Source organism: Petroclostridium xylanilyticum (assembly GCF_002252565.1).
In the GTDB taxonomy this organism is placed as follows: domain Bacteria; phylum Bacillota; class Clostridia; order SK-Y3; family SK-Y3; genus Petroclostridium; species Petroclostridium xylanilyticum.
This window is the reverse complement of sequence record NZ_NPML01000007.1, coordinates 23,008-34,097: the sequence shown is the minus strand read 5'-3', so window position 1 is coordinate 34,097 and position 11,090 is coordinate 23,008. Positions and strand designations below refer to the sequence as shown.

13 protein-coding genes, 1 tRNA gene and 1 CRISPR repeat array (1 of these 15 running past the window's edge) are annotated in these 11,090 nt (G+C 35.8%); of the genes, 9 read left to right on the top strand and 5 right to left on the bottom strand.

All coding sequences use genetic code 11. The annotated features are described in order from the left end of the window. The first annotated feature begins 16 nt into the window (after window positions 1-16). The 6 genes from CIB29_RS03400 (at window position 17) to CIB29_RS03375 (ending at window position 4,430) form a co-directional block, all read left to right on the top strand. Window positions 17-805 (top strand): dihydroorotate dehydrogenase electron transfer subunit, encoded by a 789-nt coding sequence (locus tag CIB29_RS03400; protein WP_094546787.1) that lies wholly within the window; start codon window positions 17-19, stop codon window positions 803-805. 79 nt (window positions 806-884) lie between these two features. Further along, window positions 885-1,787: a dihydroorotate dehydrogenase gene (locus tag CIB29_RS03395; RefSeq protein WP_242965043.1), complete on the top strand. Its 903-nt coding sequence runs from the start codon at window positions 885-887 to the stop codon at window positions 1,785-1,787. Window positions 1,788-1,800: 13 nt separating this feature from the next. Continuing rightward, a complete protein-coding gene (locus CIB29_RS03390) occupies window positions 1,801-2,457 on the top strand; it encodes a histidine phosphatase family protein (RefSeq protein WP_242965042.1) in 657 nt (218 codons plus the stop codon). A 36-nt stretch (window positions 2,458-2,493) separates the two neighbouring features. Continuing rightward, a complete protein-coding gene (gene pyrE, locus CIB29_RS03385) occupies window positions 2,494-3,072 on the top strand; it encodes an orotate phosphoribosyltransferase (protein ID WP_094546781.1) in 579 nt (192 codons plus the stop codon). Window positions 3,073-3,135: 63 nt separating this feature from the next. Then, window positions 3,136-3,211: transfer RNA gene (locus CIB29_RS03380), tRNA-Glu, on the top strand. A 247-nt stretch (window positions 3,212-3,458) separates the two neighbouring features. Beyond that, window positions 3,459-4,430, top strand: a complete 972-nt coding sequence (locus CIB29_RS03375) for a tyrosine recombinase XerC (protein ID WP_094546779.1) — start codon at window positions 3,459-3,461, stop codon at window positions 4,428-4,430. A 44-nt stretch (window positions 4,431-4,474) separates the two neighbouring features. Here CIB29_RS03375 and CIB29_RS18830 read toward each other — a convergent pair whose 3' ends face one another. Both CIB29_RS18830 and yneA read right to left on the bottom strand, forming a co-directional pair. After that, complete coding sequence (locus CIB29_RS18830) at window positions 4,475-4,651, bottom strand: hypothetical protein (protein ID WP_198543733.1); 177 nt, start codon at window positions 4,649-4,651, stop codon at window positions 4,475-4,477. Window positions 4,652-4,743: 92 nt separating this feature from the next. Further along, on the bottom strand, window positions 4,744-5,055 hold the full coding sequence (yneA, locus tag CIB29_RS03370; protein ID WP_094546777.1) for a cell division suppressor protein YneA: 312 nt from the start codon (window positions 5,053-5,055) through the stop codon (window positions 4,744-4,746). Window positions 5,056-5,222: 167 nt separating this feature from the next. Between yneA and lexA the strand changes: the two genes are divergently transcribed. Beyond that, window positions 5,223-5,858 carry a transcriptional repressor LexA gene (gene lexA, locus CIB29_RS03365; protein ID WP_094546775.1) on the top strand — a complete coding sequence of 212 codons (636 nt, stop codon included), beginning with the start codon at window positions 5,223-5,225 and terminating at the stop codon, window positions 5,856-5,858. 64 nt (window positions 5,859-5,922) lie between these two features. Here the strand turns inward: lexA and CIB29_RS03360 are convergent, their stop codons facing one another. Beyond that, window positions 5,923-7,215: a methionine gamma-lyase family protein gene (locus CIB29_RS03360; RefSeq protein ID WP_094546773.1), complete on the bottom strand. Its 1,293-nt coding sequence runs from the start codon at window positions 7,213-7,215 to the stop codon at window positions 5,923-5,925. Window positions 7,216-7,380: 165 nt separating this feature from the next. Here CIB29_RS03360 and CIB29_RS03355 point away from each other — a divergent pair, with 165 nt between their 5' ends. Together CIB29_RS03355 and CIB29_RS03350 are read left to right on the top strand one after the other, a co-directional pair. Further along, on the top strand, window positions 7,381-7,839 hold the full coding sequence (locus CIB29_RS03355; protein ID WP_094546771.1) for a DUF3189 family protein: 459 nt from the start codon (window positions 7,381-7,383) through the stop codon (window positions 7,837-7,839). A 215-nt stretch (window positions 7,840-8,054) separates the two neighbouring features. Continuing rightward, complete coding sequence (locus CIB29_RS03350) at window positions 8,055-8,747, top strand: DUF1638 domain-containing protein (RefSeq protein WP_094547615.1); 693 nt, start codon at window positions 8,055-8,057, stop codon at window positions 8,745-8,747. Window positions 8,748-9,291: 544 nt separating this feature from the next. Here the strand turns inward: CIB29_RS03350 and CIB29_RS19425 are convergent. Further along, complete coding sequence (locus CIB29_RS19425) at window positions 9,292-9,528, bottom strand: ATP-binding protein (protein WP_278335831.1); 237 nt, start codon at window positions 9,526-9,528, stop codon at window positions 9,292-9,294. Window positions 9,529-9,545: 17 nt separating this feature from the next. Beyond that, a complete protein-coding gene (locus tag CIB29_RS19420; RefSeq protein WP_278335820.1) occupies window positions 9,546-9,797 on the bottom strand; it encodes an ATP-binding protein in 252 nt (83 codons plus the stop codon). Window positions 9,798-9,800: 3 nt separating this feature from the next. Beyond that, window positions 9,801-11,090: direct repeats of the CRISPR family, unit length 30 nt; unit sequence ATTTCAATACATCGTATGTTTCGGTTCTAC; it runs 1,832 nt beyond the window's last position.

Below are 11,090 nucleotides of genomic sequence, written 5' to 3'. Positions count from 1 at the left end.
GTAGAGAGGAGAAAAAATGTTCAAACAAAACCATCTTTGCAAAATAAGTAATAAAAAAGAAATTGCTCCTGGAATTATTGATATGAGGATAATAAGTCAAGAGATTGCCCAACAGGCCAAGCCGGGACAATTTTTGAATATTAAATGTGATAACGGTTTAAATGCAATTTTAAGAAGACCTATCAGTATATGTGATGTTGATGTTGAAAAGAATGAAGTACGATTTGTTTTTCAGATAAAAGGCGAGGGTACAAAATTACTGGCAAGCAAAACGATAGGTGATTGTATAGATATCTTAGGTCCTCTTGGAACTTCATATACTTTAGAAACTAAATATGCTAAACCACTGCTTATTGGAGGAGGAATAGGCGTATTTCCGCTTCTAATGCTTGCCAAGTCAATTTCAGCTCAAAACATAACAGCATATTTGGGATTCAGAAATAAAGACATGGTAGTTCTTGAAGAAGATTTTAATAAGGTATGTTCAGAAATGCAAATAGCTACCGATGACGGAAGCTATGGATATAAAGGATATGTAACGCAATTGATGGAAGAAAAATTAAAACAGGGCAAGACTGATATTGTTTATGCCTGCGGACCACAACCAATGCTTAAGATGGTTAACAGTATCTGTAAAACATATGCCGTTCCCTGTCAAATCTCTTTGGAGCAAAGAATGGGATGTGGGATTGGTGCGTGTCTGGTGTGCGCTTGCAAGATAAAATCTGATAGTGCTTGGGAATACAAGCATGTTTGTAAGGATGGTCCTGTATTCTGGGGGAATGAGGTGATGTTTGATGAGTAATTATAAAGTTCGGAGTTCGGAGTTCGGAGCTCGGAGTTATAATTGTGAAAATGATGGTGCATCTCAACGCTCATTCAATATGAAAATTAACATTGCAGGAATCCAACTTAATAATCCCGTCATCACTGCCTCGGGAACTTTTGGCTTTGGCAGGGAATATGGAGAGTATTTTGACCTGAACCGGCTGGGGGGAATATGTGTAAAGGGATTAACCCTTACACCGCGACAGGGAAATAAACCGCCGCGGATTGCCGAAACGCCTGCAGGAATTCTCAATAGCGTTGGATTGCAAAACCCAGGTGTAAGATATTTTGTAGAACACGAAGTTCCATTTTTAAGACAATTTACTGCAAAAATTATTGCAAACATTTCCGGCAATACCGTGGAAGAATATTGCACCATGGCGGAAATTCTAAGTGATAGCGACATAGATTTGATAGAAATGAATATTTCCTGTCCAAATGTAAAGGAAGGTGGAGTAGCTTTTGGAACAAATGCCGGTACCGTGAATAACATTACACAACAGGTAAAAAAATATTGCAAAAAACCGCTCATTGTAAAACTCTCACCCAACGTTACAGATATCAAGGAGATTGCAAAGGCTGCAGAGGACGGAGGAGCAGACGCGATATCATTAATTAACACATTATTAGGCATGGCAATAGATATTAATACCCGCAAACCAATCCTGGCTAATAATGTGGGTGGTTTATCGGGACCGGCTGTAAAGCCTATAGCTGTTAGAATGGTATGGCAGGTGGCATCAGTCGTAAAAGTGCCAATTATCGGAATGGGGGGAATAATGACCGGAGAAGACGCCGTAGAATTTATGTTGGCAGGTGCTTCTGCAGTGGCTGTAGGAATTGCAAATTTTGTTGACCCTTTAGCGTGTATAAAAGTTTTGGAAGGATTAGAAAGTTATCTCCATAAGAATAACATTTATGATGTAAAGGAAATAATAGGGAAAGTGGAACCGAATTAAGGAGGTAATCCTTGTGACACGTTTGATTTTAGTTAGACATGGTGAAGCTGAAGGGAATATTATCCGCAGATTTCATGGACATACCGATTCTCATTTAACTCCAAACGGGCATTTGCAGGCACAAAAGCTAGCTGAAAGACTATCAAAAGAACATATAGATGTTTTATATTCCAGCGACCTTTCGAGGGCTTTTCAAACTGCAAAATACATTAGTGAACAAAAAGGGTTGATTATCCGTGTTGTTAAAGGTTTAAGAGAAATTAATGGCGGTGAATGGGAGGATGTACCCTGGGCCGATTTACCTCACAGGTGGCCGGAAGCTTACCATCACTGGGAAAACAAACCCTATTTGCTTCAAATGCCAAACGGAGAATCCATGGTCGAATTTCAAAACAGGGTGGTAAAAGAAATTATAAAGATTATAAAAGATAATAAAAAGAAAGATATCTGTGTAGTTACCCATGGTACGGTTATTAAAGCATTGCTCTGCTATTTTTACGGCAAGCCGCTTGAGGAATTTACAGATATTCAATGGCATGATAATGCATCCATAACAATTGTTAATATTAAAGATGATAATTACACGGTGGTAATTGAGGGAGATAATGCTCACTTGGGTGAGTTGAGCACCCTTGCCAAACAGGATTGGTGGAGGAAAAAGGACGTATAAAGTTATATAAAAAAGATATAGAAGGGGAGAATTTTTATGATTACAAGGGAAAGAGTATTAGAGATTTTAAAAGAAGCAGGTGTACTGTTAGAGGGACATTTTCTTTTGACATCGGGCCGTCATAGTAATAAATATTTACAGTGTGCAAAGATATTTCAGTATACCAAGTATAGTGAAGAGCTATGCAAGGCATTGGCTGACAAATTCAAAGATGCAGGTGTTGATGTGGTAATAGGACCGGCGATAGGTGCAATTCAGATGTCTTATGAAGTAAGCCGCTGGCTGGGGGTGAAAAACATATTTGCTGAAAGGGAAAACGGAATTATGACCCTTAGAAGAGGTTTTACTATTGAAAAAGGACAAAAAGTACTGGTAGTAGAAGATGTTGTGACTACAGGGGGCTCGGTAAGAGAAGTTATAAAAATTGTTCAGGAATCCGGTGGAGAAGTTGCAGGAGTAGGAGCAGTAGTAGACAGGACCGGAGGTAAAATTGACTTTGGAACAAGGTTTGAGGCAGTAATATCTATGGAGGTTGAATCCTATGAACCTGAAAATTGTCCTCTCTGTAAGCAAGGGATACCTTTCATCAAGCCGGGCAGCAGAAATTTAAAATAAAACTTTGGTATTTACAAGTGACAAAATGTGGTGTATAATATTACCTGCACCACATTAGAACTTGGCCCTATCGTCTAGTGGCCTAGGACGCCGCCCTCTCACGGCGGTAACAGGGGTTCGAATCCCCTTAGGGTCACCATTATATAAAATTTTTAAATGAAATAATCACCCGCAGTAGCGAGGCAGGGTGATTATTTTTTATCTCCAATATTGCTTTTATGATCGCAACAAAATAGCCTAGTCTTATTATCATAAAAACATCACCCAAATTATTTTTCCCAAATTAGAATTAAAATAGAAATCAAAATAGAAAAGTCTGGACACTGGTAAAAATTTGTGATATGATTATACAAAATAAAAATTTTGTATAATCAGGAGTGGAAGTTATGATTGATTTTAGTGAAGCGCCGCAAGTTATTCGAGACTATCTAAGTTATATGGAAACAATTAAAGGCAAATCAAAAAATACAACAAAAGAATACTTTTTTGATTTAAGGACATTTTTCAGATTTATGAAGATACATAAAGGTTATGTTGATAAAGATGCTGATTTTGAAAAAATACCAATTGATGATATAAATGTTGAGTTAATTAAAACAATAACTTTAAGCGATTTATACGAATATATGGCTTATGTTAATCGTAAACGTGGCAATAATGCAAACTCACGGGCCAGAAAGGTTGCCAGTATAAAATCATTTTTTAGTTACCTTAATACAAAAGCAAAGCTCATAGATATTAATCCTGCTAAAGAACTAGAATCTCCAAAAATTCAAAAGCGCATGCCCAGATATTTGAACCTTGAAGAAAGTAAACAATTACTATATGCAATAAATGGTGAATATAAAGAAAGAGATTACGCGATACTGACGTTATTTTTAAATTGTGGCTTACGGCTTTCTGAACTTGTAAGTATAAACTTAAATAAAATTAAAAATGATACTTTAACAGTTGTTGGCAAAGGCAATAAGGAAAGAACAATATACCTTAATAAGGCTTGTATTAATGCTATCAATAACTATTTGCGTGTACGTCCTGTCAATGGCGTTAAAGATAAAAATGCCCTTTTTCTAAGTGAGAGAAAACAAAGAATTAGCAATAAAACTGTTCAATATATTGTAAAGAAGTATATAAAACAAGCCGGGCTGGATCCTGAAAAATATTCAACTCATAAGTTGCGTCATACTGCCGCCACACTAATGTATAAACACGGTGGAGTTGACATAAGAGCATTACAGGAAATTTTGGGCCATGAAAACTTATCCACCACCGAAATTTATACGCATGTAGATAATGAACAATTGCGAAATGCCGTAGACCAAAATCCGTTGGCAAACATAATAAAGGAAGGGGAATAATAACTCCCTTTCCCCTTCCGGATACATTGTCGCTCTTCCCTTCCCTATTTATTTACTTCCAATTCTAATATGTCATCAATTCCGATAGCTCTGTAATCCGCATCATCATCAATACATTTTCCGCAGCTGGTACAAATTTTACTGCTATCTATATCACACATATTACAATCTCCGCAGTTGGTACACAATCTATCTTCTAATATACATTCCTTACGTGGCATTGCTTTCCTCCAACTCTAATCATAACATCAATAGTATTATTTTAACCATATATTTCTTTTAGTATATCATACAATCATAAAAAAGTAACTAGTTATTTAACAGGAACTCTAAGTATTTGCCCTTGAGTGAGCATTGCAGTTTCCATATTATTTTCCAGCATGATTTCATTAATAAAATTTCTAATATCCTTATGGTTTTGATTATAACGTAATGCTATATCCCATAATGTATCTCCAGTAGCAATATGTACATAAATATAATTACTTTCAGCTTGACCTCGAACGGATGTTTGGGCAAAAAACATAACAGTTAGAATGACTGAAAGGATTAAAATTGAAGTAATAAATGTTACAAAGCGCTTTTTATTAATAATCTTCAGCTTGAGCTGCGTTTTAGTTCTCATATTTCTTCCTCCCCACCAAAACGAACAGATGTTCTATGTGGTTAATTGTACCAGAACATTTGTTCTAAGTCAATAAATTTTTAAAATTTTTACGAACATTCGTTTGATATATTGTGTAACATATGTTATAATGACATTAAAATTTAATGGGAAAGGTGTCCTGATTTATGCAAAAAAAATTGACTGAAAAGCAGCAGATGATATTGGATTTTATAAATGAACAAATTGAGGAAAAAGGATATCCCCCTTCTGTCAGGGAAATATGCAGTGCTGTCGGATTGAAATCTACATCTACAGTACATGGTTATTTGGAAAGATTAGAAAAAAAGGGCTTGTTGCATAAAGATGCTTCTAAACCCAGAGCTTTGAGAATTATAGAAAACAAAGCTCGTAAAAATCCTTCATTGAGCAATATTATGCCTGCCAGGGAACTAATTCAGGTTCCGATATTAGGAAAAGTTACTGCCGGGCAACCTATTTTAGCCGTGGAAAATATTGAAGATACTTTTCCTTTACCTGTTGAATTAGCCCAGAACAGTGATGTGTTTATGCTTCGTGTAAGCGGAGAAAGCATGGTTGATGCCGGAATATTAGATGGTGATTTAGTGATTATAAGAAAACAAAATACTGCCAATAATGGTGATATTGTTGTAGCACTAATTGAAGACGAGGCAACAGTAAAAAGGTTCTATAAAGAAAACGGATATTTTAGATTGCAACCTGAAAATCAATTTATGGATCCTATCATTGTTAAGGAAGTTTCAATACTTGGAAAAGTTATTGGTGTTTTTAGAAAACTTTAGTTCAATTGCATTATATAAAGAAGGTACTGTCCGTGCAGTACCTTCTTGCAGTTATTAAGTATATTTATATTTTTAATAAACCTTTGTCCATCATATCTTGAAGTGCAATGATAATTCCCAATTTAGCATGGTTCCAGATTAGCCCTCCTTGCATATAGGCAATATAAGGAGGTTTGATTGGAGCATCTGCACTTAATTCAATTGAAGATCCCTGGATAAATGCTCCCGCAGCCATAATAACCTGAGAGTCGTAACCCGGCATATCCCATGGTTGAGGTCTTACAAAGGAATCGATGGGAGCACCCTTTTGTATTCCCTGGCAAAAGCTTATCAGCAGTTCCGGGTTATTAAATTTTATTGCCTGGATAATATCTGTCCTGATTTCATCAGATTTAGGACATACCTCAAAGCCAAGCCTTTCAAACAGCGCCGCACAGAATATGGCTGCTTTCAAACTTTGTGAAACAATATGCGGAGCCATAAAAAATCCTTGAAAGAGGTGTCGATTCATCCCCAGGGATGCCCCACACTTCTTCCCTATTCCTGGTGATGTCAGACGGTAAGCAGCTAATTTTATATACTCTTTCTTCCCCGCAATATATCCACCTGTAGGAGCCAAACCGCCACCAGGGTTTTTTATCAGCGATCCGGCAACCAGGTCAGCTCCTACTTCTGTAGGTTCAATGGTTTCAACAAATTCACCATAACAGTTGTCTACCAAACATATTGTATCAGGATTAATAGTTTTTATGGTATGAATTAACCTCTCTATTTCTTTTACCGTTAAAGAAGGTCTCCAATCATATCCCTTAGATCTCTGAATCATTGCTACTTTTGTATTTTTATCAATAGAAGCACTTATTTCATCATAGTTTATTGTTCCCATGGGTGTAAGGTCTACCTGTTGGTATTTTATACCCAGTTCTCTCAAAGATCCATTATTTTTCCCCCTTATACCTATTACTTCTTCCAAGGTGTCATAGGGTTTTCCTGTAACTGAAATCAATGTGTCTCCCGGCCTTAAAACCCCATATAAGCATAGTGCAAGAGCGTGGGTGCCGGAAACAATATGATGCCTGACTAATGCATCTTCACTTCTAAAAGTTTCTGCATAAACAGCATCTAAAGCATCTCTGCCTAAATCGTCATAACCATATCCTGTTGTTTCTACAAAATGACTGTCACTAATATGATTGTTTTGAAAAGCTTTTAATACTTTATACTGGTTGAACCGGCTTATGTAATCTATTTCGCTGAATTTATCCGCAACTTGCTCTTCTACTTCTTTTGATAAAATATAAGTCTTTTTGCTTATATTAAATTCTTGAAATAACAAATCAGCTATATCTCTTTGCATATAAATAGATCATCCTTTCTAGTGATGCGTATATTTTAACATAAGTATGCATGTTAAGCAACGTGTAAATATCTTAGGAAAAAAGCCTGAATAAATGAATATAAATCAGCAAACAATAAAGACTACTATTTTTAATAATTAAAAATCGCACTATGGAGGATTAGAATGATTATCATATATCATTGTTCAGGAGGATCGCATTCCTCTGTTCTGGCTGCCCATATTCATTTAGGAATATTGCCTTCTGACAGAATTCCCAACCCAAAAGAAATTATAGAAAAAACAAATTTTGATACCTCTTGTAAAAAAGAATGGGGTTTAATCAAGGTTGTGGGAATTGATGATCATGGAACAGTCATTTGCACTATGGGAAGGCGCTTTAGTGCAAATATCGTCATCCAGGCATTAAACAGCTTAAATGACATTTTAGGAAATAAAGGAAATTTACAATTAATTAATATTCATACTAATGTGAACCTTTTAATGAAAATTGGAGGTTTTCTATCCAGAGGGTGTGGCATGGTTGCTATTGGAAGACCAATTGTAATAAAAGGTTCATTGGATGCATATTACAATATTGTAGAAGTGGTTAAAAATGTAAAATATCGTCTTTACAAAGAATAGATGAGAAATTTTATGATTTTTTGTAAAATAATATTTTCTTTTACTATTATAAAAGGATTCTTTCAAATTATATAGAATATATTATCCAATATCTTAATCTTAATGCAGCAAAGCGAAGTGATAATGTGAGGTTAAAGGTTATTGCTTGTAAAGTATTATTTCGAGAGCTAAGTTTGATTGCAGCAAAGTCGAAGAACTTTATCGATATTACTTATATGAGGCAAGGTTTTCACGATGAGCCTAATTTATTACGGGAAAGGGTACAACATGAAATCGATAAAATAGATCGGGGTGATGATTGGTATACTTATAAATCCTGTATGAATGAAGATTTTGACGCTATTTTATTGGGCTACGCACTGTGCAGCAATGGAATTATCGGTCTTTCCTCTAAAAAATATAAAATTGTAGTCCCCAAAGCTCATGACTGTATTACACTCCTATTAGGATCTAAAGAAAGATATAAAGAATATTTCGACTCTCATAAAGGGGTGTACTGGTATTCTGCAGGCTGGCTTGAGAATACTCCTATGCCAGGAAAAGAAAGATATGATTTTATCCGAAACCAATATATTGAAAAATACGGGGAAGAAAATGCAGATTACCTCATGGAGATGGAGCAAAACTGGTTTAATGAATACCAATGGTGTACATTTATTGACTGGCCTGAATTTAACAATACCGGTCATAAAGAATATACTAAACAATGTGCCGAATTTTTAAAATGGAATTATGATGAAGTGACGGGAGATAAATCACTACTGGTTGACTTTTTAAATGGGAATTGGGATGAGTCCAGATTTTTAATTGTTCCTCCCGGAAAAACAATCCAGCCTTCTTATGATGAACAGATTATTACTGTGGCAGAATGTGTAAAACAGCCATTTAATCTATCCATGCGGAAATGATCACATTTTTTTGCTTTGTAGATAGATTAGAGCGCTTCTTCTCTATTAAAGTATCAAGGTGCAGATTATTTAATCCGCTGCAATATGCTTTATTTTCCATTCCTGCTTTAGTCCGCTTGAAAGCGGATTCGGTCAAAAACCGTGGACTTCCAGTCTAAATACGCTTTCAGCCGACTTTAGTCGGAATAGAACAACCCACCCTTTTTATAATTAAATTTTACCCCTCTTAAAGATGACATTAGTGTAAATAATTAACATTAGAATTTTCCTTTCACATAGGGAAAAAACTTTTTCAAGAATCCGGTTGACAACGAGCCTCCCCTCTATGATTAGCCAGCCGATGGGGCCAGCCCCCACCCCCTCGAAGTATGGCTATGAAGTTCGAGCATAGAGGGAGATGGGCGGCTGGCGCCTTAACAGGCTATCATACAGGAACATCTCATTGTAAACCGCACTTAAAAAACTTTTTTCTCCCGAGTTGCAGGTAGCCTTAAATAAACTTCTTAAACTATTCGCCCCCCTTCTTATGACATGGTTGTTAAAATTATTGTTTCTGCATCCATTCTCTGGTCTCTTTGAGCCTGAATGAGTTACCGTTCATATTCACTATGTAAGCTTTGTGAGTTAGTCTGTCAATCATTGCAGCTGTCATGACAGGATCCTTAAATATCTCTCCCCACCTTTCAAATGATAAATTAGTAGTTATAATTGTTGATTTTCTCCCGGCCCTTAATGATAGATTGGTAAACAGCAGTTCAGATCCTTCCTTATCAAAGGAAATGTAACCTAGTTCATCTGCTATAACCAGATCATATTTCTCAAACCTATTTTCAAAAGCCGTAAGTTCTTCTCTGAACGGCTCTCTTTAAGCTGGTTTATTAGTATAGGCACTGTCGTAAAAAGCACCTTATAGCCTTTAAGGCAAGCTTTTATGCCCAATCCTATCGCAAGATGGGTTTTACCTGTACCGGGATTCCCTGCGAGTATCACGTTTTGACCGGTAGATATAAATTCAAGAGAACTTAGCGTTTTAAGCTTCTTATTGTACATTATATTTCAATACATCGTATGTTTCGGTTCTACTAATAAATGGCAGAAAATAACCTTTTTCCTGTCTTATTTCAATACATCGTATGTTTCGGTTCTACTTATCCATTTCTTTATATATTTGCGTACTTTTCAAATTTCAATACATCGTATGTTTCGGTTCTACTTATAGCATCAGTTATAGGTGCCAACATATCAGACGATTTCAATACATCGTATGTTTCGGTTCTACAAAGTAGGGTCGAATGGTAAACCTGTTTTAAAAGTATTTCAATACATCGTATGTTTCGGTTCTACTTGAAACCAACCAAAATGCTCAAAGAGAGAAAAAAAATTTCAATACATCGTATGTTTCGGTTCTACTTTCGGTTTTATATAATTCTATTTTTTTAGCAAGAATTTCAATACATCGTATGTTTCGGTTCTACCTTTTAGCCATTCGCTGTAACCTTTTACTCCTGCAATATTTCAATACATCGTATGTTTCGGTTCTACTACCATTAGTCAATACTTCCACTTCTCCCTGTGTCGCATTTCAATACATCGTATGTTTCGGTTCTACTAATCCGCTGCAACATATTTCCATCTGTTTTCTGTTATATTTCAATACATCGTATGTTTCGGTTCTACATAAGAAGAAAACATATAGGAAAATGGCTTGCATAATTTCAATACATCGTATGTTTCGGTTCTACCTAAGCATTGCTGTGGTAAAAGCATCAAATCCGGAATTTCAATACATCGTATGTTTCGGTTCTACAAACTGCTTATAAGGATATGGATCAGGCGTCACAGAATTTCAATACATCGTATGTTTCGGTTCTACAGCCATGCTCGCAGCAGACCTTACTCTTAAATTCGAATTTCAATACATCGTATGTTTCGGTTCTACGTTTTTTAAAGAATCTGCCTTCACTGTTTGATTTTATTTCAATACATCGTATGTTTCGGTTCTACTAGGCTTGATTAATTTAAGAATGGAGGTTTTTTTTGATTTCAATACATCGTATGTTTCGGTTCTACGATTTAACAGGTGTTGATTTATCTGTGGTACTTAAATTTCAATACATCGTATGTTTCGGTTCTACCAGCACGCTATAGTTTTTATAACGTGCTGGAGCAAATTTCAATACATCGTATGTTTCGGTTCTACTGTTCACTAGGTAAATAATAAACCTTAGGGAGTTCAATTTCAATACATCGTATGTTTCGGTTCTACCAATAACAGAGGAAACGGAGTTAAAAGCAATGAAGCCATTTCAATACATCGTATGTTTCGGTTCTACTATATATTAT